This is a genomic window from Nocardiopsis alba DSM 43377 (assembly GCF_000341225.1).
Taxonomy (GTDB): Bacteria; Actinomycetota; Actinomycetes; order Streptosporangiales; family Streptosporangiaceae; genus Nocardiopsis; species Nocardiopsis alba.
The window spans coordinates 18,920-45,611 of record NZ_ANAC01000027.1 but is presented as its reverse complement, the minus strand read 5'-3'; the positions used below and the strand labels follow the sequence as shown (position 1 = coordinate 45,611).

22 protein-coding genes are annotated in these 26,692 nt (G+C 68.7%); 14 read left to right on the top strand and 8 right to left on the bottom strand.

What is annotated here, in order from left to right:
* Positions 1-166 precede the first annotated feature (166 nt).
* On the top strand, positions 167-772 hold the full coding sequence (locus tag D451_RS0123540; protein ID WP_014911598.1) for a response regulator transcription factor: 606 nt from the start codon (positions 167-169) through the stop codon (positions 770-772).
* 10 nt (positions 773-782) lie between these two features.
* On the opposite strand, the gene D451_RS0123535 is transcribed toward D451_RS0123540, so the two are convergent.
* The gene (locus tag D451_RS0123535; protein WP_026125311.1) at positions 783-2,948 is read right to left on the bottom strand and encodes a SpoIIE family protein phosphatase; all 2,166 of its coding nucleotides are present in this window, start codon (positions 2,946-2,948) and stop codon (positions 783-785) included.
* A gap of 382 nt (positions 2,949-3,330) precedes the next feature.
* Here D451_RS0123535 and D451_RS0123530 point away from each other — a divergent pair, with 382 nt between their 5' ends.
* Both D451_RS0123530 and D451_RS0123525 read left to right on the top strand, forming a co-directional pair.
* A complete protein-coding gene (locus D451_RS0123530) occupies positions 3,331-7,743 on the top strand; it encodes a HAMP domain-containing protein (RefSeq protein ID WP_014909782.1) in 4,413 nt (1,470 codons plus the stop codon).
* A 6-nt stretch (positions 7,744-7,749) separates the two neighbouring features.
* Complete coding sequence (locus D451_RS0123525; RefSeq protein ID WP_014910200.1) at positions 7,750-8,391, top strand: response regulator; 642 nt, start codon at positions 7,750-7,752, stop codon at positions 8,389-8,391.
* 654 nt (positions 8,392-9,045) lie between these two features.
* Here D451_RS0123525 and D451_RS0123520 read toward each other — a convergent pair.
* A complete protein-coding gene (locus tag D451_RS0123520) occupies positions 9,046-10,203 on the bottom strand; it encodes a PAS domain-containing protein (RefSeq protein WP_026125310.1) in 1,158 nt (385 codons plus the stop codon).
* Positions 10,204-10,376: 173 nt separating this feature from the next.
* Between D451_RS0123520 and D451_RS0123515 the strand changes: the two genes are divergently transcribed.
* The gene (locus tag D451_RS0123515; RefSeq protein ID WP_017536211.1) at positions 10,377-11,141 is read left to right on the top strand and encodes a GAF and ANTAR domain-containing protein; all 765 of its coding nucleotides are present in this window, start codon (positions 10,377-10,379) and stop codon (positions 11,139-11,141) included.
* Positions 11,142-11,309: 168 nt separating this feature from the next.
* A complete protein-coding gene (locus D451_RS0123510; RefSeq protein WP_017536210.1) occupies positions 11,310-11,660 on the top strand; it encodes an STAS domain-containing protein in 351 nt (116 codons plus the stop codon).
* 45 nt (positions 11,661-11,705) lie between these two features.
* Here D451_RS0123510 and D451_RS0123505 read toward each other — a convergent pair whose 3' ends face one another.
* The 3 genes from D451_RS0123505 to D451_RS0123495 form a co-directional block, all read right to left on the bottom strand.
* Positions 11,706-12,977, bottom strand: a complete 1,272-nt coding sequence (locus D451_RS0123505) for a PLP-dependent aminotransferase family protein (RefSeq protein ID WP_014909473.1) — start codon at positions 12,975-12,977, stop codon at positions 11,706-11,708.
* 84 nt (positions 12,978-13,061) lie between these two features.
* The gene (locus tag D451_RS0123500; protein ID WP_017536209.1) at positions 13,062-13,973 is read right to left on the bottom strand and encodes an anti-sigma factor RsbA family regulatory protein; all 912 of its coding nucleotides are present in this window, start codon (positions 13,971-13,973) and stop codon (positions 13,062-13,064) included.
* Between the two features lie 17 nt (positions 13,974-13,990).
* Positions 13,991-15,268, bottom strand: a complete 1,278-nt coding sequence (locus D451_RS0123495) for a glycosyltransferase (protein ID WP_017536208.1) — start codon at positions 15,266-15,268, stop codon at positions 13,991-13,993.
* A gap of 815 nt (positions 15,269-16,083) precedes the next feature.
* On the opposite strand from D451_RS0123495, the gene D451_RS0123490 reads away from it, so the two are divergent.
* Positions 16,084-16,845 (top strand): PP2C family protein-serine/threonine phosphatase, encoded by a 762-nt coding sequence (locus D451_RS0123490; RefSeq protein ID WP_026125309.1) that lies wholly within the window; start codon positions 16,084-16,086, stop codon positions 16,843-16,845.
* A 115-nt stretch (positions 16,846-16,960) separates the two neighbouring features.
* On the opposite strand, the gene D451_RS0123485 is transcribed toward D451_RS0123490, so the two are convergent.
* The 3 genes from D451_RS0123485 to D451_RS0123475 all read right to left on the bottom strand — a co-directional run bounded on the left by D451_RS0123485 (position 16,961) and on the right by D451_RS0123475 (position 18,643).
* A complete protein-coding gene (locus tag D451_RS0123485) occupies positions 16,961-17,572 on the bottom strand; it encodes a copper resistance CopC family protein (protein WP_014911875.1) in 612 nt (203 codons plus the stop codon).
* 116 nt (positions 17,573-17,688) lie between these two features.
* Positions 17,689-18,279, bottom strand: coding sequence for a hypothetical protein (locus D451_RS0123480; RefSeq protein ID WP_017536206.1), 591 nt, complete (start codon positions 18,277-18,279; stop codon positions 17,689-17,691).
* Positions 18,280-18,379: 100 nt separating this feature from the next.
* Positions 18,380-18,643 carry a WhiB family transcriptional regulator gene (locus D451_RS0123475; protein WP_014911313.1) on the bottom strand — a complete coding sequence of 88 codons (264 nt, stop codon included), beginning with the start codon at positions 18,641-18,643 and terminating at the stop codon, positions 18,380-18,382.
* A 788-nt stretch (positions 18,644-19,431) separates the two neighbouring features.
* Between D451_RS0123475 and ectA the strand changes: the two genes are divergently transcribed.
* The 8 genes from ectA to D451_RS0123435 all read left to right on the top strand — a co-directional run bounded on the left by ectA (position 19,432) and on the right by D451_RS0123435 (position 26,537).
* A complete protein-coding gene (ectA, locus tag D451_RS0123470; RefSeq protein ID WP_081536567.1) occupies positions 19,432-19,941 on the top strand; it encodes a diaminobutyrate acetyltransferase in 510 nt (169 codons plus the stop codon).
* A gap of 91 nt (positions 19,942-20,032) precedes the next feature.
* Entirely contained in the window at positions 20,033-21,298 is a 1,266-nt protein-coding gene (ectB, locus tag D451_RS0123465; protein ID WP_014909366.1) for a diaminobutyrate--2-oxoglutarate transaminase, read from the top strand.
* Between the two features lie 189 nt (positions 21,299-21,487).
* Positions 21,488-21,889, top strand: coding sequence for an ectoine synthase (locus tag D451_RS0123460; RefSeq protein WP_014910344.1), 402 nt, complete (start codon positions 21,488-21,490; stop codon positions 21,887-21,889).
* 484 nt (positions 21,890-22,373) lie between these two features.
* Positions 22,374-23,213 carry an ectoine/hydroxyectoine ABC transporter substrate-binding protein EhuB gene (gene ehuB, locus D451_RS0123455; RefSeq protein WP_014908683.1) on the top strand — a complete coding sequence of 280 codons (840 nt, stop codon included), beginning with the start codon at positions 22,374-22,376 and terminating at the stop codon, positions 23,211-23,213.
* Positions 23,214-23,227: 14 nt separating this feature from the next.
* Entirely contained in the window at positions 23,228-23,956 is a 729-nt protein-coding gene (gene ehuC, locus D451_RS0123450; RefSeq protein WP_026125308.1) for an ectoine/hydroxyectoine ABC transporter permease subunit EhuC, read from the top strand.
* Complete coding sequence (gene ehuD / locus D451_RS0123445; protein WP_017536204.1) at positions 23,956-24,594, top strand: ectoine/hydroxyectoine ABC transporter permease subunit EhuD; 639 nt, start codon at positions 23,956-23,958, stop codon at positions 24,592-24,594. The genes ehuC and ehuD overlap by 1 nt, the downstream gene beginning before the upstream one ends.
* Positions 24,581-25,414 (top strand): ectoine/hydroxyectoine ABC transporter ATP-binding protein EhuA, encoded by an 834-nt coding sequence (gene ehuA / locus D451_RS0123440; protein ID WP_017536203.1) that lies wholly within the window; start codon positions 24,581-24,583, stop codon positions 25,412-25,414. Before ehuD ends, ehuA begins: the two co-directional genes overlap by 14 nt.
* Before the next feature lie 187 nt (positions 25,415-25,601).
* Positions 25,602-26,537, top strand: a complete 936-nt coding sequence (locus D451_RS0123435) for a CPBP family intramembrane glutamic endopeptidase (protein WP_017536202.1) — start codon at positions 25,602-25,604, stop codon at positions 26,535-26,537.
* The last annotated feature ends 155 nt before the right edge of the window (positions 26,538-26,692 follow it).

The window sequence follows — 26,692 nt, the reverse complement described above, 5'->3', positions numbered from 1 at the left end:
GGGTTAGAACAGGGTGAGAGCCCGATACAGAGCGGTTTCGAGTTCGGCTCACGGCCGGGAGAACGCGTGGGACCGGGAAGGGATTCCCGCCGTGATGCCGGACGATGTCCGGAACGATACCGTTTCTCCCCAACACCAGGCCGATACGACAGGGAAGGCCCCACCTGTGATCAAGCTCGTGCTCGCGGACGACGAACATCTCGTCAGGGGCGCCATAGCCGCTCTGCTCGGCCTGGAGGACGACATCGAGGTCGTCGCCGAGGTGGGGCGGGGCGACCAGGTGGTCGACACCGTTCTCGAACATGCCGCCGACGTCGCCGTGCTCGACATCGAGATGCCGGGCGCCACCGGCCTGGAGGCCGCGGCCGAGCTGGGGCGGCGCGCCCCCGGCTGCGGGGTCGTCATCCTGACGAGCTTCGGTCGACCCGGCTACCTGCGTCGGGCCCTGGAGGCGGGGGCCCGGGGGTTCCTGGCCAAGGACGCGCCGGTCGAGCAGCTCGCCGGTGCCGTCCGCAAGGTCCACGGCGGCGGTCGGTACATCGACACCGACCTGGCCGCCGCCGCGATGGTCGGAGGTGAGAGCCCTCTCACCGATCGCGAGACCGAGGTGCTGCGCGCCGCCTCCGACGGGGCGACCGTGGCCGGGATCGCCAAGGCCCTGCATCTGACCGAGGGCACCGTGCGCAACTACCTGTCCAACGCCATCGGCAAGACCGGCGCGGAGAACCGCATGGCCGCGATCCGCACCGCCCAGGACATGGGCTGGCTCTGAGGCCGCGGGGTCAGAGGAAGCGCAGGACGAGCATCGCGGTGTCGTCGGAGTTGCCGCCCGGAGCGTACTCCTCCAGCTCGCGCTCGATCCGGCTGATCACCGCCTGGGCGGTCAGCCCGGCGGCGTGGGAGAAGATCTCGGTCAGTCCCTCGTCGCCGAGCATGTCGCTTCCGCTGCGGCGCTCGGTGACGCCGTCGGTCACCGCCAGGACCACCTCGCCCGGGCGGATGTCCACGCTCTCGGTGCTGAAGCCCACGTCCTCGAAGGCGCCCAGCAGGGGCTGGGAGGTGCCGAAGGGCTCCACCCGACCCTTCTGGTTCAGCCGGAGCGGGAGCGGATGCCCGGCCGAGACCATGCGTACGCGCATGCCTCCGGCGGCGTCGGTGGCGGGGGTCATCTCCCCGTACAGCATCGTCAGGAATCGGGTCGAGGTGTTCTCGTCCAGGATGGCCATGTTCAACCGCTGCATGATGTGCGCCGGGGTGAACCCCTCTCGGGCCAGCGCGCGCAGGGTGTGTCGCGCCAGACCGGTGACGGCGGCCGCCTCCGGTCCGGTACCGCACACGTCGCCGATGGCGAAGCACCATCGTCCGCTGGCGGAGAAGACGTCGTAGAAGTCCCCGCCGACCTCGCTGCGCTCGTCCGAGGGACGGTAGTAGACCGCGTGGTCCACACCGGGGATCACCGGCTCCTTGTCCTTGGGAGGCAGCAGACTGCGCTGGAGCGCCGTGCTCATCGCGGTGTGCCGTTCGTGCAGACGGGCGTTCTCCATCGCCGAGGCGACCCGACGGCTCAGGTCGTCGGCGACGTCGGCCTCTTCGCGGGTGAAGTCGTCGGTCTCGTTCTTGCCGATGGTCATCCGGCCCAGGGCCCGGCCGTGCGCGATCAGCGGGATGCTGATCGCGGGGCCGCGCGCCAGGACGCCCGTCATCTGCTCGTCCAGCCCCTCGGCGGCCAGCTCCTTCTGGGTCCACAGGGGCTGCGGCTCGCGTTGTTCGCGCGGAGGCAGCGCCGTGAGCAGGGAACGCAGGATGTCGTTGAGGTTCTCGTCGCTGTGCACCACGTGGGTGAGCCTGGAGATGCCCAGCTCGTTGATGGTGTGGATGGCGCACCAGCGGCCCAGTCGCGACGTGATGAGCTGGGCGGCCAGGGCCCCGGTCATCCGTTCGTCCAACGTGCCGGCGAGCAGGTCGCTGGCCTCGGCCAGGAAGCTCAGCGAGGCGCGGCGGCTCAGTTCCACCTCGGCGAGACGGGACCGCTCCACCGGGAGAGCGATCAGGTCGGCGCCCTCCTGGAGCCGTTTGGCCGCGGCCGGTCCGAAGTGGCGGGCCCGGGTGGAGGCCACCGCCAGCAGTCCGGTCACCCGGCCGTCCACGATCAGCGGGGCCGTCACCAGGGACCGCATCCCCGCGCGGGACAGTACGCCTCGGTTGGCGCGGGCGATCATCAGATCGTCGTTGATCACCGGCCCGGTCTCGGGAGCGGCCGACGGGAAGGTCTCCTCGGTGCGCACCCGCACCGAACGCCAAGGGGCGCCGCCGGTCAGCCCGATCGCCGCCCGGATCTCCCACATGGTCTCGTCCGAGGTCGCCAGCGCTATGTAGGCGGCGTCACCGCCCAGGGCCGTGGTCGCGTACTCCACGGTGCGTTCCAGCAATTGGGGAAGGCTGAGTCGGGAGCCCAACGCCGCGTCCAGCGCCGACCACGCGGGCGGACGCGCGGGACGGGAGGGACCCCTGCGCACCGGCGGCGACTCCAGAGAGGAGTGCTCGGTGCCCTTGTCCTCGATCCGGAACCACACCGCCTTGTCGTTACGCCCATAGCTGACACCCCAGCTGGAGGCGATCGCCGAGGCCAGGGCCAGCCCCAGGCCCCCGCTGCGTTCGTCGCCGGTCGAGGGGGAGGTGTCCACCGCGAGCGGCCCGGCCTGGGGGACGGCGCGTTCGGGCGCGGAGTCGGTGACCATCACCTCGGTCGAACCGTCGGTGCGCCGGACGGTGACCTCCAGCGCGGAGTCCGCGTGGATGACGGCGTTGGTGACCAGTTCGCTGACCAACAGGATGATGTCGTCGAACGGGTCGGGGACACCCCAGTTCAGCAGGGTGTCGTGCACGAACTCTCGGGCGGCCGCCGCGGTCTCTGGAGCAGGGGGGAACTCTCGTCGAGCGACCTTCAACGCGTCTTGTGCTGCCAAGCCGTCGGTGTCCTTCGTCACTGGGCGCGGGTGGTGGAGGGGTGGTTCCTGCCACGATACGCGGGATCGGTTCCCACGCGTGCGGACCTCTGTTCGCGGAACGCCGAGAAGACGAGATCCTCAACCCGCCTGTGCGCGATGGCACGGCCGGTTAGTGTAAGACGACACATCCGCTTCTTTCGGGTGGTACTTCGCGACGGTAGCGTGACGGGGTGTCACCGGTGGACATGTGATCGCACGCGTGTCCTCCGTGTCCCGTGCCCGCACCCGGCACGGGACCGGCCCACTGCGCTGAGGGTCGAGTCGGGACGACCCCGGCATGGTGATCGGTGGCCGACGTGGTGTGCGGATTGAGGAGGGGTTCATGCCCGAGGCGGTCATGGAACTGGCCGACGATCAACTCGACGAGATACTGAACGCTCTGTACCGGATGCGTGACGGCGACTTCAGTGTCCGGCTCCGATCGCGTGGTAGCGGAAGGCTCCGCGAGATCGCCTCGGTCTTCAACGAGGTGGTCGACCACAGCGAACAGCTCAGCAGCGAGTTGCAGCGCGTCGGCGACGTGGTCCGTGAGGAGGGTCGACTCAACGAACGGGTCACCGTCCACCCGGCCCGAGGCGCCTGGGGCAACAGCGCCCGCGCGCTCAACCTCCTCATGGACGAGGTGGCCCGGCCGGTCACCGACGTCGCCCAGGTGCTGGACTCGGTCGCCGAGGGCGAGCTCAACCGTCGAGCCTCCACCGAGGGACGCAGCGGGGAGCTCAAGGGCGACCTGTTGCGGTTGGCCAACACGGTCAACCGGATGGCCGAGCAGATGAGCGGCTTCACCGAGGAGGTCACCCGGGTCGCCCGCGAGGTGGGAACCGAGGGCAAGCTGGGCGGCAGCGCCCGCGTCGAGGACGTCTCCGGCGCCTGGCGCGAGGTCACCGAGTCGGTGAACCAGATGGCCTCCCGCCTCACCCTCCAGGTGCGGGACATCTCCACCGTCACCACCGCCGTCGCCCGCGGTGATCTCGGCAAGAAGATCACCATCGACGTCCAGGGCGAGATGTTGGAGCTCAAGGACACCTTCAACACGATGGTGGACCAGCTCTCCACGTTCGCGGACGAGGTCACTCGAGTGGCCCGTGAGGTGGGTACCGAGGGCAAGCTCGGTGGTCGCGCCAACGTGCGCGGGGTCCAGGGCATCTGGAAGGACCTCACCGACAACGTCAACTCCATGGCGGACAACCTGACCAATCAGGTCCGCGACATCTCCAAGGTGACCACGGCGGTCGCCCGAGGCGACCTGACCCGCAAGGTCGAGGTCGACGTCCAGGGCGAGATGCTCGCCCTGAAGAACACCGTGAACACCATGGTCGACCAGCTCGACTCGTTGGCGGACGAGGTCACCCGGGTCGCCCGTGAGGTGGGTACCGAGGGCAAGCTGGGCGGTCGCGCCAGCGTCAAGGGCGTGTCGGGTATCTGGAAGGACCTGACCGACAACGTCAACTCGATGGCCAACAGCCTCACCTACCAGGTCCGCAACATCTCGCAGGTCACGACGGCGGTCGCCAAGGGCGACCTGGGCAAGAAGATCACCGTCGACGCCCAGGGCGAGATGCTCGAGATGAAGGACACCATCAACACGATGGTGGACCAGCTGTCGACCTTCGCCGACGAGGTCACCCGCGTCGCGCGCGAGGTCGGCACCGAGGGCAAACTGGCCGGACAGGCCCACGTACGGGACGTCTCCGGGGTCTGGAAGGACCTGACGGACAACGTCAACTCGATGGCCAACAACCTGACCTACCAGGTGCGGCAGATCTCCATGGTGACGCGGGCGGTGGCCGCCGGCGACCTGACCAAGAAGGTCACGGTCAACGCCAAGGGCGAGATGTTGGAGCTCAAGGACACCATCAACGTGATGGTGGACCAGCTCTCCGCCTTCGCGGACGAGGTGACCCGTGTGGCCCGTGAGGTGGGCACCGAGGGCAAGCTGGGCGGTCGCGCCAGCGTCAAGGGCGTCTCCGGTATCTGGAACGACCTCACCGAGAACGTCAACTCGATGTCGCACAACCTCACCACGCAGGTGCGCAACATCTCCGAGGTGACGACCGCGGTCGCCGCCGGTGACCTCACCAAGAAGATCGACGTCAACGCCCAGGGAGAGATCCTCGAGGTGAAGACGACGGTGAACACCATGGTCGACCAGCTGTCGGCCTTCGCCACCGAGGTCACACGAGTGGCCTACGAGGTGGGCAGCCAGGGACAGCTGGGCGGCCAGGCCAAGGTCGAGGGTGTCACCGGAACCTGGAAGCAGCTCACCGACAGCGTGAACGGGCTGGCGGGCAACCTCACCACACAGGTGCGGGCCATCGCCGAGGTCGCCAACGCCGTCGCCAAGGGCGACCTGACCCGCAACATCCAGGTCGACACCCTCGGGGAGATGCAGCAGCTCAAGGACAACATCAACCTGATGGTGTCCAATCTGCGCGAGACCACCGCCGACCAGCGCGACGCCGACTGGCTCAAGTCCAACCTGGCCCGCATCTCCGGGCGCATCCAGGGGCACCGCGACCTCAACGAGCTGGCCCGCCTCATCATGACCGAGGTCACGCCGCTGATCGGTGCCCAGCACGGGGCCTGCTACCTGCCCGAGGACCAGGACCACGAGGACATCTTCCGGCTCTACGCCGGGTTCGGATTCGAACCCGATGAAGGCCGACTGCGCATCCACAAGGGTGTCGGGCTGGCCGGCGAGGCCCTGTCCCAGCAGGTGGAACAGCAGGTGGGCAACCTGCCGGCCGGCTACGTCACGGTCGGCTCCGGCCTGGGCGAGGCCGCACCGAACCACCTGTACATCCTCCCGATCGTCACCGAGGGACGTTCTCTGGGTGTGGTGGAGTTCGCCTCCTATGAGGAGTTCCGGGAGATCCACAAGAACTTCCTCCGCCAGTTGGTCTCCCTGCTCGGGACCACGATCAACACCATCCTGGCCAACAACCGCACCGAGTACCTGCTCGAACAGTCCCAGCAGCTCACCAGCCAGTTGCGCGAACGCTCCAACGAGCTCCAACGCCAACAGGAGGAGCTGCGCGGCATGAACGCGGAGCTGCGGCAGAAGGCGACCCAGCTCGCCAACCAGAACCGGGCGATCGAACTCCAGAACCAGCAGATCCAGCGTTCCCGCAACGCTCTGGAGGAGCGCGCCCACCAGCTCCAGGTCTCGTCCAAGTACAAGTCCGAGTTCCTGGCGAACATGTCGCACGAGCTGCGCACGCCGCTCAACAGCCTGCTGATCCTGGCGCGTCTGCTCGCCGACAACGCCGAACAGAACCTCACGCCCAAGCAGGTCGAGTTCGCCCAGACCATCCACAAGGCGGGAAGCGACCTGCTCCTGCTCATCGACGAGATCCTCGACCTGTCCAAGGTGGAGGCGGGCCGCGCCGAGGTGCAGCCCAGCGAGGTGTCCATCGCCCAGCTCGTCGACTACGTGGAGGCCACGTTCCGACCGGTCACCGGGGAACAGGGGCTGGCGTTCGCGGTGGACGTCTCACCGGACATCCCCGAGACCCTGTGGACCGACGAACAGCGGCTCCAGCAGATCCTGCGCAACCTGCTCTCCAACGCGGTCAAGTTCACCTCGCAGGGCGAGGTACGACTGCTCATCGAGCCGGCCTGGGCTCTGGAGGACACCGATCTCGACATGTTCGTGGAGAACGAGGAGGTCATCGCCTTCACCGTCGCGGACACCGGGATCGGCATAGCCGAGGACAAGCTTCAGGTGATCTTCGAGGCCTTCCACCAAGGCGACGGCGGCACCTCGCGCCGCTTCGGAGGAACCGGGCTCGGGCTCTCCATCAGCCGTAACTTCGCCCGTCTGCTCGGCGGTGAGATCCGGGTGCAGAGCGTGGCCGGCCAAGGGTCGACGTTCACCCTGCTGCTCCCGGTCCGGCTGCCCGAGGACGCCGGAGAGGCCGTCGACGAGACCGGCGGCACCCTGGAGCCCCTCGCCGTCCTGGAACAGGGCGGCGGAGAGCACGACGCCCTCGGAGCCGCCGTCGGCGACAGCGACCTCGACCTGCCCGACGAGGACTTCGACGCGGTCGTGGCCGCTCTGACGGACTCCGGACAGCCGGACGAGCCGCTGCCGATGGTGCAGGTGCTCAAGGCGCCCGAGCCCGAGGAGCCCGGCGCCGAGGAGCACAGCGAGGCACGGCCCGACCCCGAACGGAGGGCGGTCCTGGCCGGACAACGGGTGCTCATCGTCGACGACGACGTGCGCAACGTGTTCGCCCTGACCAGCGCTCTGGAGGCCCAAGGCCTGGAGGTCCTCTACGCGGACAACGGGCACACCGGGATCGAGAAGCTGGAGGCCAACGAGGACATCTCCCTGGTCCTGATGGACGTCATGATGCCCGAGTTGGACGGTAACCAGACCACCCAGCGGATCCGGGAGATGCCCCAGTTCGAGGATCTGCCGATCATCTCGCTCACGGCCAAGGCCATGCAGGGAGACCGGGAACGCAGCCTGGCGGCGGGAGCCACCGACTACGTCACCAAGCCGGTCGACCTGGACCATCTGTTGGACGTGATGCGCCGTTGGCTGACCGCCGGACCGGAGGAGACCCGGGCCGGAGCCGCCGCCGACGAGCGGAGCGGTGACACGGAAGGGTCCGAGGACGGGCACAATGGCGGAACGGACCACAGTGGTCACGGTGAGACCAGGGACGACAACGACTCGAACGGGGACCCCGGTGACGCCGGAGACACCCCGCCGCACGACTCGGAGTAACCAGCAGTGACTCAGAAGGCCAACATCCTTCTCGTCGACGACCGCGACGAGAACCTCATCGCTCTGGAAGCGGCCCTCACCTCCCTGGACCAGAACCTGGTGCGGGCCAACTCCGGCGAGGAGGCGCTGAAACACCTTCTGGGCACCGATTTCGCCGTCATCCTGCTCGACGTGATCATGCCCGGAATGGACGGGTACGAGACCGCCGCGCACATCAAGCAGCGGGAGAAGACCAAGGATGTGCCGATCATCTTCCTCACCGCGCAGGAGGTCGATCGGCACCAGGTGTTCCGCGGTTACTCCTCGCGGGCCGTGGACTTCCTGATCAAGCCGTTCGACCCATGGGTCCTGCGCTCCAAGGTCGAGGTCTTCGTGGAGTTGCACCAGCTCAAGGCCCAGATGCGTGAACAGGCCCGCTCCCTCCAACGGGTCCTCAACCAGGAGACCGGGGAACCGGGCAAGGTCCTCGCCGAACAGCTCGCCCAACGCTCCCGCCAGGTCCAGGCCGACCTCGCGGACCTGCGCGAGCACATCGTCACCAACTACCAGGAGGTCGACCAGCCCTTGGTGGACGCCGTGCGCAGGGTCGACCGCTCGGCCTCACGCCTGTCCACCCTCGTGGACACCCTGCACGGGCCCGACGACTAGTTTCGGTGCTCCGCTTCGCTTCGGGGCCTCCGGGGGTTGGTGTGGGAGGTCGGGTGTCGGTTACTACAGGGGGTCGAGGTAGGAGGTCGCGTACCGGTTACACCCTGCTGGGGTCGGGGCCCGAAAGTGTTTGCTTTGGCCCTCCGCTGGCGCTTCGGGCACCCCTGGGGGTTGAGGTAGGGGACCATGTACCGGTTACACCCTGCTGGGGTCGGGGCCCGAAAGTGTTTGCTTTGGCCCTCCGCCGGCGCTTCGGGGTCTCCGGGGGTGAAGGTAGGAGACCGAGTGCCGGTCACTACAGGGGGTTGAGGTAGGAGGTCGGGTGTGGGTTACACCCTGCCGGGGTTGGGGTCCGAAAGTGTTTGCTTTGGCCCTCCGCTGGCGCTTCGGGCCGTGTTCGGGCGCCAAGGGAGGCGGGAACCTTCGGCACCTACGGTGTGGCCACTCGTTCCTCGCGACCCCACCTGCGGCACCTCCAGAACCCCGCCGGCGCCCGAACGGGCAACCCCCCGTGGCGAGGTAGGAGATCGTGTGCACCGACCCCAGGGGGTTGGTGTGGGAGACCGTGTGCACCGACCCCCAGGGGGGTGCTGTAGGAGACCGCGTGGCGGTCGCCCCCTGGGAGATGTGAGAGGGCGGAGGTGCCCGAACCGGTCAGGGGCGGGGCGGGAGGGCGAGGCCGATGTGCTCGCCGATCTCCTCGATCAGGCCGAGGTCGGCGAGGCGGAAGCTGCCCCGGTTGCTGCGGCGGATCAGGGTGAGCGCGCCTCGGACGCCGCGGCTGCCGCGCAGAGGCACCGACAGCAGTGAACCGGCGCCGAGGGCGGCCAGGACCGGGGCGCCCGAGGCCAGATGGCCGAGCACCGACTCGTCCTCGATCAAGGGGAACAACAGCGACTGGCCGCGCCCCAGCACCTCGCCGGGGATGTCGGAGTCGCCCGGGGGCAGCGCCGCCACCTCCTCGGTCTGGCCGTCGGGCACGTCGGCCGGGCCGACCACGGTGGCGCGGCGCGCGGCCTGAGGGTCCTTCGGCAGATCACAGACGTCGATGATCACCCAGTCGGCGTAGGAGTCGGCGAGCAGGTCGGCGGCCTCGGTCAGCGCGAGCCCCCTGGTCGGAGTGGTGCCGCGCAGCAGCAGCCGGGTCATCCGGGTGAGCACGTCCAACCGTCGGGCGGCCAGGACCACCACCTGGTCCTCGACCTCCGACTCCAAGGGAGCCGGCCCCTCCTCCTCGTCGCCGTGCATCGGCGGCGACATCGCCACCAGGACCAGCGGCTGGGCCTCCGTGGGCAGCTCCAACCGGGTCAGGGTCAGATGCACGTCCTCGGCCCACCCCCGCTGGGCCAGCCGGGACTCCAACGAGGCGGGCCCGTCACCGCGCAGCACCGCCGCCAGCCACGACTGCATGGCCGCGCGCTTGCGCAGGTCGACGAAGTGGGCGAAGGGCTTGCCGGTGAGATAACCGGGCGCTCCGCCCAACTGTTCGGCCCCGGAGTTGTTGATCCTCCGGATGTAGCCGTCGTGGTCCAACAGCACCACGGGCACGCTGAGCTCGTTGAACACGGCCCGCAGCAGGACCCGGTCGTTGTCATCGCCGGAGCGGCGGGGCGCGGCGGGGTTGCTGTGGGCACGGGCCAGCTCCGCTCCGGCGTCGCCGAGCAGACGCTCTGCGTACTCCAACTCCGCGAGGGCGGCCTCGGCGGTGCCCTGGGCATCGTCCGGGTAGGTGGCGTGGGTGTTGCCCAGGGCGGCGACACGTTCGCTCAACGCGTTGATCTCGCGTTGCAGATCGGCGAGGTTGTCCGACACGCTCACGGTCTCCCGGTCGTCTTCGAGGGCGGTGCGGCGGTGCTCGGCGGGCCCGGGGCGGGTGCCGAGAAGGTGCTTTGTCCCCGTGCTGAGGACGGCCCGTGTCCGGTCGAGGCCTTTCCGAAGGTTACCGTTGGTGGGGGAGAACGGGACGAGCGGAGGAGGTTCGCACGATGTGGATCGAACGCCTCGCCCGTGACATCGGCGCTCTGGGACAAGAGGAGAGCACCACCCCCGAGCGGGCTCTGGACCAGATGAGCCGCGCCGCCGCGTGGGGCGTTCCCGGATGTTCGGCCTCCCTGGTTGTGCTCTGGCGCGAGGTGGTCGCCCCGGACGGGACCGGCTGTCACGTGGTCAGCGACTACGGCGCCTCCCATTCCGACCTCTCCGAGGCCTTCGAATACCAGTACACGACCGACCAGGGCCCCACGGTCGAGGCGGTCCGCGAGATGCGCAGGGTCCGCGTCTCCGACGTGCTCCGCGACCAGCGCTGGCCCGGATACACGAGCATGGCCGTCCAGTGCGGTGACCGTTCCTCTATCACCCAGCCCAGCAAGCTTCCCGGCGAGGGGGAGGACCGTGTCCTCACCTTCGGCGTGCACTCGGGACGGTCGGACGCCTTCGACGAAGAGGTCGTCACCCATCTCACCGCGCTGTTGGCCGAACACGCGGCGATGGCCCTGCACACGGCGGGGCGTCAGGCCGACGCGGCGCGCGAGTCCGCCCACATGCGAAGGGCGATGTCGGCGCGTACGGTGATCGACCAGGCCAAGGGGATCATCATGCACGCCCGGGGCTGTGACGCCGACACCGCCTTCGCGGCCCTGCGCGAGGTGGCCCAGCGCAATCGGAAGCGGGTCGTGGAGGTGGCCCGGGACCTGGTGGCGGAGAACACCGGCCCCCAGCCGCGGATGCGAGGGCGCGGGCGTCGAGGGTGAGCCTCCCGGCGTGAACGTCCCGGTGAACACATCGATACGAGTCCCGAGTGTGATCGGGAGGCGTCATGATGAGAGGTCGGGGCCGTCGCGGAACGCGGTGGCGGCCGGTCCGCCCCAGGGCGGGCACGAGTCCCACCCGGTGCACGCGAACGACAAGGAGAAGCGACCGTGACGTCAGACATCTCGATCCGCCGAGAGAACGGTGTCGCCGTGGTGACGCCCGTCGGCGAGATGGACGCGGTCACCTCTCCGGCCCTGGCCGAGGCTTTGGACGAGGTGCTGTCCGAAGGGCCCGAGGGCGTGGTGGTGGCCTTCGACAAGGTGGGGTTCTGCGACTCCCGATGCATCGGGGTGCTGGTGGCCGCCTTCCGGCAGGCCCGCGACCTCGGTGTGGGTCTGGTGATCGCCGAGCCTCAGCAGCAGGTCAACCGATTGTTCGTGATCGCGGGCATCGACCAGGTGATCCCGATCATGGAGAGCGTGGGGAAGGCGGTCGCCTCCTTCGCCGAGGCCGGCTGACGCGGGGCGCGCGCCGATGTCGCGGCCCGCGCCCCGAAGCACGGGTCAGTTCCCGTGGCGCTTCTCGTAGCCGACCAGGCGCACGCACGTGGTCAGGCCGAGCATCGCCTTCTCCAGCTCCTCCAGAGAGGGGAAGCTGGGCGCGATACGGATCGTCGCGTCACGCGGGTCGTCGCCGTAGGGGTGGGTCGCCCCGGCCGGGGTCAGGACGATACCCGCCTCGGCGGCGCGGCGCACGACCTCCTTGGCGCAGCCCTCGCCGACCTCCAGGGTGACGAAGTAGCCACCGGTGGGGGTGGTCCACTCGGCCAGCCCGGTACCGCCGAGCTCGGCTTCCAGGATCCGCTGGACGGTGTCGAACTTGGGCTGGAGCAGGCTCCGCTGGCGCTCCATGTGGATCCGCAGCCCTTCCGCGTCCCTCAGGAAGAGGAGGTGCCGGAGCTGGTTCACCTTGTCCGGGCCGATCGAACGCTTGGAGCTGTTGGCGGTCAGCCAGTCCACGTTGGCGGTCGAGGAACCGAAGAAGCCGACGCCGGCCCCGGCGAAGGTGATCTTCGAGGTGGAGCCGAAGACGAACGGCCGATCGGGGTTCCCGCTCTCCGCGCAGGCGGCGGAGAGGTCGGCGATCTCTACGGGCTCGTCGGTGAGGTGGTGGGCGGCGTAGGCGTTGTCCCAGAAGATCCGGAAGTCCGGGGCGGCGGTGGTCATCCGGGCCAGACGCGCGATGGTCTCGTCGCCGTAGACGACCCCGTTCGGGTTGCTGTACTTGGGCACGCACCAGATGCCCTTGACGGCCGGGTCCTCGGCGACGAGCCGCTCCACGACGTCCATGTCCGGACCGGAGTCGTCCATCGGTACGGGGATCATCTCGATGCCGAACCGCTCGGTGAGGGCGAAGTGCCGGTCGTAGCCGGGCACGGGGCACAGGAAGGCGATCCGCTCCTGGTCGGCCCAGCGCGTCTCGGCGCCGGGAAGGACGCTCAGGAAGGCGTGGACCAGGCAGTCGTGCATCAGTTCCAGGCTGGAGTTCCCGGCCGCGAGGAGGCGGTCCGCGGGGACCTGGAGCACGTCGGAGAAGATCTCCCGGAGTTCCGGCAGGCCGCGCAGGCCGCCGTAGTTGCGCACGTCGGTGCCGTCCGGGGCGTGGTGCCGGTCGCCGGGGAGGGAGAGCAGCCCCTCGGAGAGATCGAGCTGCTCCGGGGCGGGCTTGCCGCGGGTGAGGTCGAGCTTCAGGCCTCGCGCGGTCAGTTCCTTGTAGTCCCGCCGGGCCCGGTCGAGGAGTTCGGCCGGGGCGTCGGCGTTCGACTCGGTGGTCATGATGGTTCCTCTCGAAGGGGGCGCCCGCCTCGGGGGACGGGCGCGTGCCGCAGAATACAGGGGGTGAGCTCGGAGAACGGCCGGTCAGACGCGGTCGATGAAGTGCAATCGCACCAGGGATCCGTCCCTGCTCCCGCAGATCTCCATGTAGTCGCAGATCTGGCGGGTGATCCACAGCCCGTATCCGCGTGGTCGGAGACTGTCGGCCGGTCGGTAGCCGGCCAACGGGTCGGTGAGGCCGCCTCGCTCGTCGAAGACGTCGCACACCCATCGGTCCGGTCCACGCCATACCTGGACCGTGCCCTTGCCCGCCCCGTGTTCCAGGACGTTCGCGGCGAGTTCGTTCACCGCGACGACCAGGCCGTCCACGAGGCCGTCGGCCAGACCCAGGAGCCGTCCCAGGTCGCCGAGGTCCTCCCGTAACCGGGGGAGCGACGGACAGATCTCCAGCCGGTGGGAGGGGCCGGTCACGGCCATCGGCTCGGGCGCGCGGACCCGCCGCCCGAAGGCCTCGGTGCCCCGGTAGTCGGGGTTGGGTCGGGCGGTGCGCGCGCCCAGGAGCATCGGATGGGTGGCCAGGACCGCGGACCTGTTCCCCGGACGGAGCCACTGTTCGTCGTGGACGCACAACAGGCTCATGTCCATGGGGGCCAGGGCCGTGCTCAGCACCGATTCCATCCGGTGCCACTCGCGTCCCTCCAACCCGTCGGAGGGCAGGAGGGGAGGCTCGGCCACGACGCTGACGGAGCCGTGGAGCAGGGCCATCCGGTGGAGGGCGGCCAGGGCGCGCCCCGGGGCGTCGTAGAGGGTGTCCCGCTCGATGACCTCGATCCGGTCGCGTTCGGCGGGTGTGAGCCCGTCGAGGAGGGCGGCCGGATCGGTCACGGCGAGCACGGTCCGGACGCCGGCCCGGACGGTGGAGCGGAGCCGCTCCCCGACCGCCGTGGAAGAGCGTCTTCCACGGCGCAGGAGCAGTCCCTGGTGTTCGAACGTCATCGAGGGTGGGGGACCGCTCAGTGGGCGGACCCGGACAGGAGCAGCTCCGCCTCGTCCTCGTCGGAACGGTCCCGGTGGTCGGTCTGCTGTGGCCGGGAACGCTCGTAGGCGAGCTCGGTCTCCACGGCGATGCGCTGCCAGGTGAAGCGGGAGCGGGCGCGGTCGACCGCGGCGATGCCGTAGGCGCTGCTCATGGTCGGGGTGTTGAGGACGGCGCGTACCGAGCGCGCGACCTCGTCGGGACGGCCGAACCGCATGAGCACGCCGCTGGTGCGGTGCAGGACCGCGCCGGGGACGGCCCCGGTGGCCGTGGCGACGACCGGGAGACCACAGGCCATGGCCTCCAGGACGGCGCCGCCGTAGGGGTCGTGGGAGGCGGCGGAGACGTACACGTCGGCGGAGCGCAGCAGACGCGGGAGCTCCTTGCGCTCCACCGGTCCGGTCAGGTGCACGCGGTCGTTCACCCCGGCCTCCTTGGCCAGCAGTTCGACGCGGCGGGCGTTCTCGTCGAGGGCGACCGTGCGGTCGTCGGCGGTGGAGACCAGCAGCAGTTCGGCCTCGGGCAGGCGGGTCATCGCCTCGACCAGACGTTCGGCGCCACCGGGCGCGGTCAGGGAGGTCACCGAGATGAGACGGGGACGCTCCTCGCGGCGGGAGTGCCAGGGTTCGGTGGAGGCGCTGCCCTCCACGCTGAAGTGGTCGGTGTCCACGCCGAAGGGGACGACGCTCACGTGGTGTCGGGGCACACCGAGTCGGGCCAGCTCGCCCTGCTGGTCGGTGGAGTTGACCAGGACGTGGTCGGCCCGGGAGGCCAGGATCGTCTCCATGCGGGCGCGGTCGGGACGGTGGGCCATGCCGGACCGCTGTTCGCTGGCGTTGAGGGAGTGGAAGGTCTGGACGATGGGGGTCCCGCTCTGGTCCTTCTCGCTGTGCGCCTGAGCGTGGAGGGCGGCCAGGCCGCTGGTCCAGCCGATGGCGTGCAGCACGTCGGGGGTGTCCTCGTCGAGGACGGCGGCGAGCGCGGTGCCGAAGGCCCCGGTGTGCTCGGCGTGCTCGTCCTCGGTGAGGGGGCGGGCGGGGCCGGCGTCGAGGTAGGCGACGGAGACGCCGCGGGCCATACGGGTGCGGCCCTCGGGCTGCTCGGGGTCGCTGCGGCGGACGTAGACGGTCACCCGGTGACCGCGTTTGGCGAGCTGACGGGAGAGGGCACAGGCGTGCAGGCTCGCGGGGCAGGCCGGCTCGCCCCGGTGAGCGGGAAGGGGATTGGCGTGTTCGGCGACCATGGCGATCTTCACTGGGCTGAACTCCTTGGACACCGCCGTGGTGTCCTTAGTGGTTGGTCCCGGCGGGACTCCGGAGCGGGGAGTCGGAGTCCACCCGGGATGACTGTGGTCGGTGGCCGGAGCGGGGAGCGGGGCCGACCGAGGGGCGTCGTCTCGTTACGAGGCGCCCGCGGAGGATGACGGGGGATACGGGGACGGCGCGATCGCGGCCGGTGGGGAACGCCGTGCGGCGTCGAGGAAGACGCGCGTACGAAGGGCACGGCGCGGCGGAAGAGGAGAGAGAGGAGGGGAGAGACGCATGACAGACCACACCAAACGACCGTCGTAGGAGACTGAGCGCCACCGGGCGTACCTGTGGCCAGGTCCGCGCGCGGGGCGGGGTCGTGTGTGTCTGCGTCTTAGACACCCAACTCCGACCATTCTGCCAGACCCCGGACCGGCCGACAACGTGCGTTCTATCCCACAGGCTGTCCGAAACCCTCCCGGAGTACCCGGGCCCTTCGTCGCCGCGAAGCCCTGGTCTGCGGTTTCGTCGAACATTCCGATAGGCCCTGTTGGTCGGGTTCCGGCAACGCTACTGTCGGACCGGAACCGAGGGGGACGGCGCTGGAAGTCCCTCAGGTCACCCGCGCAACACTTTTGGCGGCGAAAAGCGGTGCGGGAACTGCATATCCGGGTGTTTTCCGCCATGATGTACGCGGATTTTGACCGACTCCGGCGGTGGCTCGGTACGGTTACAGAATCCAGACGTTGAACGGGACTCGACCAAGGCCCGGCGCTGGGCGCCGGGCAACCGGCCACGGCCGACGAAACGGGAGGAAGGGCGTATGGGTGTCGCTGGTGGGGAAGTCATAGTCACGGCCCTCACGCACCGGGGCGCTATCCGCCCTGCCAACGAGGACTCCGTGGTCATGGGTGCGCTCACCGTCGCCAGCGCGAACATGACCTCCCCGGTCCGCTGCGTGCTGCCGGTGAGCGAACCGGTGATCCTCGCGGTCGCGGACGGTATCGGCGGCCAGGCCGCCGGGGAGATCGCCTCCGAGCACGCGGTGCACCGCATGGCCGAGATGGGGCCGCGGCTCAACAACACCGAGGAGGTCGCCCAGCTCCTCACCCACATCGACGAGGAGATCAAGGACCACGCCTCCCAGCACCCGGAGTTCTCGGGGATGGGGACCACGGTCGCGGGCGTCCTGCTCAACAGCGACGGCAACTTCTGGTTCAACGTCGGAGACTCGCGTACCTACCGTCTGGAGGGGCGCCACCTGCGTCAGCTCTCGGAGGACGACTCTCCGGCCCTACCGCCCTCCGAGGACGGACGTCCCGTCACGACCAACTTCATCACCCAGTCCCTGGGCGGAAGCTCGGGCGGATCGATGGTCCCGCATGTGGGCCGGGACGAGGCCGCCGACCCCAGCGCCTGGCTCATGTGCAGCGACGGCCTGTCCGACCTGGTGCTGCCGGAGGAAATGGAGCGGATCATCGCCGAGGCCGGTAGCGACGAGGCCGCCGTCCACGCCCTCTGGCAGGCCGCGATGGGGGCCGGGGGCAAGGACAACATCAGCATCCTGTTGGCGCGGCGACGCTGACGGTCGTGCCCGGGACCGCTCACGGTCTCGGGGCACCACGACGGGAAGGGGCCCGCACGCTTCGGCGTACGGGCCCCTTCGTGTGTCCGGTGTCCGTGGGCCGGATCCTTACGGATCAGGAGTCGGAACCGGGGCGGTTGCGCATGCGCGTCACGAGCATCGCGATCAGACCGATGATCGCGAGGACGACGACACCACCGATGATCAGCATGGTCGAGGAGGAGCCGCCCGCCTCCTCGGCGGGGGCCTCCTCCGCAGGGGCCTCCTCGGCCTGCTCGTCCGCGGCCTCGTTCTCGGCAGGGGCCTCTTCCTCGGCGGGCTCCTCGGGAGCGGCCTCGGCGATGGCCTCGTCGGTCACGGTGAAGGTGAGCGTCTCCTGGATGGGGTGGCCGTCGGAGGAGACGACGCGGAAGGCGATGGTGTAGTCGCCGGCCTGGTCCAGCGGGGCCAGGCCCACGGAGACGTCGGTGCCGTCGAAGACCAGCTCTCCGTCCTCGTACTGGGTCTCCTCGTCGGGGCCGGTCACGACGATGGCGCTGCCGCTTCCCCCTTCCATCGGGGCGTTGTTGAAGGTGAGCACGACCTCCTCGGGGAGGGTCTCCAGGGTCGCCTCGTCCTCGGGGTTGGAGCCGGTGAGGACGTCGTGCGCGAGGGCGGGGGAGGGGGCCAGCAGCAGGGCGGCCGCCACGGGGACGACGAGGGCGGCTGCGGTGCGGATTCTTCTCATGTTCTTCTCTCAGGCCGTCGGGGTGAGGGTTCACGTCCGGCCGGCACGGGTGCGACCGTGCTCGCCCGGCTCTTTTCGCCGGTCCCCGGAGCACACCGAGGGAACGCGAGGAGCGTTCACGACGGGATGGGCGGGGACATGGGCGAACCGGGGGGCCCACGGGGGCCGTGCGACGCGCGGACGGCGAGGGAGGACAGGCCCTTCGAAGGGGACGCGGGCGTTCGTCCGGAAGGGTCGAACGCGAGATCGGGAACGCGGAGCAGCCGCGGCAGGGCCCTGGAGACGGCGGAGGTCAGGGACCATAGCGCCGATTCACCGTGGGCCAGGAGCGCGGCGGCGAGCAGGGCGGCCCACAGGTGTGCGAACAGCATGCCCGGGGCGAAGCCGAGTGTGTGGGTGAGCAGCCCGTGTCCGCTGTGGTCGATCCCCGTGTCGAGGGCGATCGGAAGCGGGCCCGCCGAACCCTGGAGGGTCAGGTGGAGGGCGATCTGCGCGAGGGCCAGCACGGCGAAGATGTCGCCGAACCCCCGCATGACGCGGGTGAAGCGCCACAGAAGGCAGAAGAGGAGGAGCGTGGCCAGGGCGAAGCCCTCGACCCCGGCCGGGGTGGCGGCCCAGAGGTTGTGACCTCCCCAGGCAAGCCCGGTGCACGCGCCGGCGAGGAAGGCCGTGCGCGTGAGACGGAGCGTGCCGTGAGCGGGTCGCACGTTAGAGAACCTAGGCCGTGCCCTCCGGTGCCGCAAGACGGTGACCGGGGACATGGGAAGACCGCCGGGCGCGTGGCGCACCCGACGGCCTCACCCGGGGCTATCCCGCCGGTACCAGCTCGCGGCGCATGTAGCGACGCTGCTCGGGGGTGGTGCCACCCCAGACTCCATGAGCCTCACCGGCGCGAAGGGCCCACCGCAGACATTCCGGGCGAACAGTACAGCTGCGGCAGACGTCGAGTGCTTTCTCCGTGTCGATGCGACCGATCCCGGTGCTGCTCACCGGGAAGAAGATCTCAGGGTCGTATGAGCGGCAGTTCCCCTGCTCGACCCAGTCCTCGCTCTCGTGGTACAGGCGGTTCACGAGTGCCTCCGATCCCTGGTCAGTGGTCCGCACCGTGGATCCCACGGTGGGTCAGCGAAGTTGGTGTCCACGCTGCCGTCCCAGGTTTGCGACCCTTCTGGGCTGCGGCGAAGCGGTGCGACTAATTGTAGTACTACATGAGGTCGTACTACAGGAAGTCTGCTCCAAAATCCGAGAATCATCAAGGACGTCCGTCGGGGAGGAGGGGGCTTCGGGCCCCGTTCGAGAGGTGGGCGAGGGGCGAAAGGGGCGAAGGGGGCGGTCTCTCGACCCGTTCCGAGGCCGAGGGATTTTCCTGCGTACAGCCGCTTTCGGAGCTCGGAGCGCGTACCGTGTGACGTGGGCCGCAGTCCTTCGAGGGCGTTATGTCGCTAGGTTCCCACCGAATTCATGTGACTTAACGCACGCTTAATATCGCGCTCCGAGGCTCTATGTTTGACCCTGACGCCTAGAGGCGATCGGCCGGACGGTGGGCGCCTCCCCCGGGTGAACCGGGTCCGGAAAGGATCGCGAACCCCCTGATGGACAGGGGGTGTGCGGGCCGCTCCACCGCTACCGCGCGTCATCTGCGAGTGTCGGCCGAGGTCGCCGAACACTGCTAAATAGACGAGCCATACCCGCGCCCTATCTGTTCAAACATCTGCGCGGAATCTCGCTGAAACTCTTTTGGTCTTCGTTCGCTAAGTTCGGTCGACGTGCCACATCTACGAACGAACCTCGAAGCACACGACCGAAACGACGACGGAGCCCCGGGCTCCGAAACCGCCGAGGCCGTGGGCCGTGGGGACGTGCGCTTGACCCACCCCTCCCCGGAGGACGGGCCGCACATGTGGCGGTTGGCCGGCGAGACGGGGATGGACGTGAACTCTCCGTACGCCTACACGCTCTGGTGCCGGGACTTCGCCGCGACCAGCGTCGTGGCGAGGGACGCCGACGGGCGGGTGGCGGCCTACGTCACCGGTTACGTCCGTCCCGACAGCCCGGACACGTACTTCCTCTGGCAGGTGGCCGTCGACTCCGCTCACCGTGGTCGGCGACTGGCCCGCCGGATGCTCGACTTCATCGGCGAGACCTTCGCCGAGCAGGGACTTCGGTACCTCGAAGCGACCGTCACCCCGGACAACAAGGCCTCTCGTGCCCTCTTCGCCTCGTTCGCGAGGGACCTGGGGACCGAGGCCGAGTGGAGCCCGCTCTTCACCGAGGAGCACTTCCCGGCCGGCGGGGGCGAGAACCACGACCCCGAGGACCTCGTGCGCATCGGCCCCATCGGCCCCGAGCCCACCGCCTCCGACGACTGACCGTCCGTACCGGATCGAACGCGATCCTGACCCACCCCTCGTCTAAGCCCTGAGCCCACGAAGTTGGGGAAAGGAATCAAGGAACATCACGATGGAGACCTTCCAGCGCCTCGAGTCCGAAGTCCGCGGATACTGCCGTAGCTGGCCGGTCGTCTTCGACAAGGCGGTCGGTTCGCACGTCTATGACGAGAACGGCAAGCCCTACCTGGACTTCTTCGCCGGGGCCGGTTCGCTCAACTACGGGCACAACAACCCGGAGCTGAAGAAGTCGCTCATCGATTACCTGACGGACGATCGCATCGTCCACAGCCTCGACGCCTACAGCGTGGCCAAACGCGAGTTCCTGAAAACCTTCGAGGAGATCATCCTCGAACCGCGCGGACTCGACTACAAGATCCAGTTCCCCGGCCCGGCCGGGAACAACGCCGTCGAGGCGGCGCTCAAGCTGGCCCGGAAGTACACCGGACGCCAGACCATCATCAACTTCACCAACGGCTTCCACGGGATGACCCTGGGCGCCCTGGCCGTCACCGGTAACTCCATGAAGCGCGGTGGCGCCGGTGTGCCGCTCGACCACGTGGCGACCATGCCGTTCGACAACTACCTCGACGGCAAGACCCCGGACTTCCTGTGGCTGCGCAGCCTGCTGGAGGACAGCGGCAGCGGACTGGACGCCCCGGCCGCCGTGATCGTGGAGTCCGTCCAGGGCGAGGGCGGCATCAACGTCGCCAGCGCCGAGTGGCTCCGCGGGCTCTCCGAGCTCTGCAAGGAGTACGGCATCCTGCTCATCCTGGACGACATCCAGATGGGCTGCGGTCGTACCGGCCGGTTCTTCAGCTTCGAAGAGGCCGGGATCACCCCCGACATCGTCACCCTGTCCAAGTCCATCAGCGGCTACGGTCTGCCGATGGCGCTCACGCTGTTCAAGCGGGAGCTGGACGTGTGGGAGCCGGGTGAGCACAACGGCACCTTCCGCGGCTTCAACCCGGCCATGGTCACCGGCACGGAGACGCTGCGTCGCTACTGGACCGACGACTCCTTCGCCGAGGCCACCCTGGCCAAGGGCGCCATGGTCGAGGCCCGTCTCTCGGAGATCGCCTCCGAGTACGGCGACTTCGGCGCCCACGTGCGCGGCCGTGGCCTGGCCCGCGGTCTGGCGTTCGAGACCGAGGGCATCGCCAAGAAGGTCGCCGCCGAGTCCTTCCAGCGGGGCCTGCTCCTGGAGACCTCCGGTCCCCAGGACGAGGTCGCCAAGCTCCTGCCGCCGCTCACCTCGACCGAGGAGGAGCTCAACGCCGGTCTGGACATCATGGCCGACGCCGCCCGGGCCGCCGTCAAGGTCGCCCAGCCGGCGTGACGAAGTGCCCGGGATCCGTCCCTCCACCCCGACGCGCGTCCGTGCGTCGGGGCGGGGTGGAGACCGGGCATCCGAAGGACCGACCACCGAAATCTTCGGGGCCGGTCGGTGTCTCCGTGCGGGACATCGGTCGGCCCCGTACCGTGTAACCAGCGCACTCTCCGCGCACCGGCACGTTAGGAGACCCAAGTGATCGTTCGCAGTCTGGACGAGATCAACGACACCGACGCCGACATCAAGACCGAGAACTGGCGCAGCCGTCGGATCGTCCTGGCCAAGGAGAAGGTGGGCTTCTCCTTCCACGAGACCGTGCTGTACGCGGGCACCGAGTCCACGTTCTGGTACGCCAATCACGTCGAGCTCGTGCACTGCATCGAGGGTGAGGCCGAGCTGACCAACGAGGAGACCGGGGAGAAGCACATCATCACCCCGGGCACCCTCTACCTGCTCAACGGCCACGAGAAGCACACGGTCCGCCCCAAGACCGACTTCCGTGTCCTGTGCGTCTTCAACCCGCCCGTGACCGGGCGCGAGGTCCACGACGAGAACGGCGTCTACCCGCTGGTCGTCGAGGAGGAGGCCCCCGCCTGATCCAGGGCGAGGGTCGTACGACCGAAGGGCGGGGTCCGCGTACGCGGACCCCGCCCTTCGTCGTCGCGAGGGTGGACACCCCTGGGTGACGGATGTACGGACCCTGGGTCACCCCGCACAGGTGACCGGGGTGAAGAGGGTTCTTACAAAGGACACCTGATGGCCTGAAGCTCATAACCAGTGCATAACGGACCAAAGGTGTCCCGTTACTGAGGGGCGGGCTCGGGGAGGGAGACCCCGTACCAGTGCCGTCGTCCCCTGTTCCCGGGTGACGGACGGGGCCGTGGACCACACCACGGCAGCAGCCCACACGAGGCGATCCACATCATTCGAACGTCGCGGAGCCCTCGCCCCCTCTTCTTCGGGCGAAGGCGCCGCTCTCGCGAGTATCCGAGGAGCAGTCGTGAAGAAACAGGGACCAGCGCGTCGGCGGGGAACCTGGGGCCGCAGAGACGCTTTCCGCCTGGGTGGTGTCGGGCTCGCCGTGGCCGGTCTCTCGGCGTGCACCAGGGTCGACGGCAACGGCGGAGCGAACGAGGACGGGAAGTCGACCCTGGAGCGACTGCGTGAGCAGGGCTTCGTCGCGGTCGGTCTGGCCAACGAGATCCCGTTCGGTTTCGTCGACGACGCCGGTGACCCCGCGGGGCAGTCGCCCGCCGTCGCCCAGGCCGTCTTCGAGGAACTGGGGGTCCCCGAGATCCAGGCCTCGCCCGTCAATTGGGACGGTCTGATCCCCGGCCTGGACGCCAACCGTTTCGACGTCCTCGCCGCCGGTGTGTTCATCACCCCCGATCGCTGTGGCCAGGTCGCCTTCACCGAGCCGACCGCCACCTCTCCCGAGGCGTTCATGGTGGCCTCGGGCAACCCGCACAACATCCAGCACTTCGAGGACTTCGCGGACAACCCCGACCTCAAGCTCGCCGTCCTCAACGGTTCTGTGGAGCAGACGTACGCCGAGTACTTCGGGGTCCCCGACGGCCAGATGGAGCTCATCGGCAATCAGACCGCCGGTTACGAGCTGCTGGAGTCCGGCCGTGTGGACGCGGTCTCCATGCTGAGCGTGTCCCACCACTACCTGATCCAGGAGCGCGGCGGCGACTTCGAGGTCTCCGAGCCCTTCTTCCCTGTCATGGACGGCAAGGAGGAGAAGGGCTGGGGCGGTCTGTGCGTCCGTCAGGACGACACCGAACTCCTGGAGGAGATGAACCGGGTCATCGCGGAGTTCACCGAGAGCGGTCGTCTGCTCGAGCTGGGCGAGGAGTGGGGCTTCACCGAGGACGACCTCCCCGACGGCACGAGCACCGCTGAGCTCTGCGAGGGCTGAGCCCCGTGGAACAGATCGAATTCCTCATAGAACGGTTGCCCAGGTTCCTCGACGGCGCCTGGGTGACCGTTCAGCTCACCCTCGGGGGGAGCGCGCTGGCCTTCGTCCTCGCCATGGTCTTCGGGATCATGGGGACGGCCGGCCACTGGTTGCCCAGAGCCGTCTCCACGGTCTACGTGGAGGTCTTCCGGGGCATCGCCGCCCTGGTCCTGATGTTCTGGATGGCCTACGCACTGCCCGTCGCCACCGGTTTCCAGCTGGACGACATGTTCGCGGCGATCCTGGCGTTGGGGCTCAACGTGGGAGCGTACGGCGCCGAGGTCGTGCGCTCGGCGATCAACGCGGTGCCGAGGGCCCAGGTCGAGGCGACCGTCGCTCTGAACCTCTCCTGGTTCCAGCGGATGCGCCTGGTCGTGGTCCCTCAGGCCTGGGCACAGATGCTGCCGACCTTCGGCAACCTGGTCATCGAGTTGATGAAGGCCACGGCCGTGGCCTACCTGATCGGTGTCGCCGATCTGGCCGCCGTCGCGCAGCAGTTGCGTGAGGCCACGGGCGAGACGGTGGTCGCCTACTCCGGTGCCCTCGTCCTCTACTACCTGATCGCGCAGGTGCTCATCCTCGGTATGCGACTGCTCGAACGCCGCGCCAACCGGAAGCTGGGCCGGGTGACGCCCGGGGGCGGCGGTCCGCTGTCCCTGCTGAGACCGCCCTCGGTCGGAACACGAGTGGGGGTGGCCAAGTGATGTTCTGGGATTTCGAGTGGACGTTCCAGATCATGCCGGACCTGCTCTCCGGCCTCTGGGCGACCGTCCAGATCACGGTGATCGCCTATCTGATGGCCCTGGCCCTGGGCCTGGCCATCGCGATCGTCCGGCGAGTGCCGATCATCGGCTCCCTCCTGCACTTCGTCATGGAGTTCATCCGGACGACACCGCTGATCATCCAGTTGGTGTTCGTCTTCCTCCTGGCGCCGTCGACGGTCTCGGGCATGACCGTGGGCATCCTGGTCCTGGGAGTGCACTACTCCTCGTACACCGCCGAGGTGTACCGCTCGGGTATCGAGGGCGTGTCCAAGGGCCAGTGGGAGGCGGCACGCGCCCTGAGCCTCCCCACCACCCGTACCTGGGGGGCGATCGTGCTGCCCCAGGCGATCCGCAAGGTCATCCCCGCGCTGGGCAACTACCTGATCGCGATGTTCAAGGACACCCCGCTGCTCTTCGCGATCGGTGTGGCCGAGCTGCTCACCGAGGCCCAGCGTGTGGGCAGTGCCGACTTCCGCATCGTGGAGGCCTTCACCGTGGTCGGGTTCCTCTTCCTCCTGGTGAGCATCCCGTCCGCGATCGTGATTCGACGACTGGAGAAGCGATATGCCGCCGTCTGATACCCCCGAGAACACGACGACACCGGGTGTCGAGGGCGACGCCGACGGCCCGTTGATCGTCTTCGATCAGGTCGTCAAGCGTTTCGGCGATCTCACGGTCCTGGACCATCTGGACTTCTCGGTCGCCCCCGGTGAGCGGGTCACGCTCATCGGACCGAGCGGTTCGGGCAAGACCACCATCCTGCGTCTGCTCATGACCCTGGAGAAGGTCACCGAGGGCCACATCTGGATCCAGGGCGAGCCCTTCAGCCACATGAGGAGGGGCTCCGCGCTGGTGCCCGCCAACGAGGGCCACCTGCGTCGGCGGCGCAAGCGCATCGGCATGGTCTTCCAGCAGTTCAACCTGTTCCCGAACATGACCGTTCGCAAGAACATCATGGAGGCCCCGGTCCACGTGTTGGGCGTGGGCAAGGACGAGGCCGCCCAGCGGGCCGAGGAACTCCTGGAGCTGGTGGGACTGGGCGACAAGATCGACGCGCACCCCACGCAGTTGTCCGGTGGACAGCAGCAGCGGGTGGCGATCGCGAGGGCGCTGGCCATGCGACCGGAGATCCTCCTCTTGGACGAGGTGACCTCGGCGCTGGACCCGGAGTTGGTGGCCGGTGTGCTGGACGTGCTGCGGGAGGTGGCCGAGACCACCGACATCACGATGCTGTGCGTGACCCACGAGATGGGCTTCGCCCGCGATGTCTCCCACCGCGTCCTGATGTTCGATCAGGGGCGGATCGCCGAAGAGGGGCCGCCGGAGCAGATCTTCGGGGATCCCCGGGAGGAGCGGACCAAGTCGTTCCTCAAGTCGGTCCTGGACAACGGGTACTGAGCCCGTTCCCGTGGGGCGCCCGCCCGGTCGTGTCGACGATCGGGCGGGCGCCCTCGTCATGTGGGGCATCACCGGTGTGGCGCCCTCGTCGGGACCCGGCAACGACATACCGTAGTCATTAAGTCGCTTTTAGTTTTCCCTGGTGCAGAATGTGTGTTCTGAGACAGGGGGGACTCTTGTGACCATAGTGCGAAGATGGGGGCTCGCGTGGACGCTCGGTGTCGCGGCGGTCCTCATCATCGGGCCACTGATCCTCAGCCCCGTCCTTCGCTCCGAGGTCTTCGGGAACTCGGCCGTCCTGCTGCTGATCTCCTGGATACCGATGCTGGTGGCGTGCGTCGTGGCCTGGGGGTTGTCGCGGGGGCTGGGGCGACGGGACGAGCTGGACCGACGCGTGGTGGGGGCCATGGACGGCCACCCCCTCAACCGGGAGCTGCTCTGGCAGGGGCTCATGCTCATCGGCTTCATCCTGTCGATGATGCTGATCTCGGGGGTCCTGCGGGTCTACGGCGAGGAGACCGGGACCACCCCGGACCTGGCCATGTCGGCCTCGCTGGTGTCCCGACTCCTGTTCCTCTTCGCGATCCCGCTGCTGATCCTGGACCGTTCCGGCATCACCGTCGAGGGCAAGGGCACCGCCATGCCCGCGATCGCGCTCGGGGTGAGCGAACCCTGGCGCTGGCTGGGCCTGGCCCCCGTCGCCCTGGCGGTCGGGATGATGGGCTACCTGATCCTGCCGCACATCGGGCTGCCCCCGCCGTCCTTGACCCTGTACGCGATGCTGTTCGCCTTCGCCCTGATCGCGGTCTGCGAGGAGATCTTCTTCCGATGCATGATGCAGACCCGGTTGGAGATCCTCCTGGGCCGTTGGGGCGGCATCGTGATCACCTCGGCGGTCTTCGCGCTGACCTACGCGCTCATCCAGCCCTATGACGCGGTGGCCCAGTTGCCGCCGGAGCACGACCTGACGCACGACATCGGCATGGCCATGCTCACCTACGGTGCGGCGAGCGTGCTCTACGGATACCTGTGGGCCTGCTTCCGCAACACCTGGATCAACGTCCTCATGCGTCTGGCGGTCTTCGTGCTGATCCTGCCGCCGGATCTCCAGATCGGTATCTGAACCGGCGCCACCTGCGAAGTCTTCGCGCCATGGCGGAGATTTCACCCGGTACGACCCGAGGGTCATCGGGCATATGGGTAGAGAAGACCCACAGGGGTCGCACCGCGGTCATCTTCCCCTTGCGGGAGTGTCACCGTGTGGTCATGGAAAAGGGG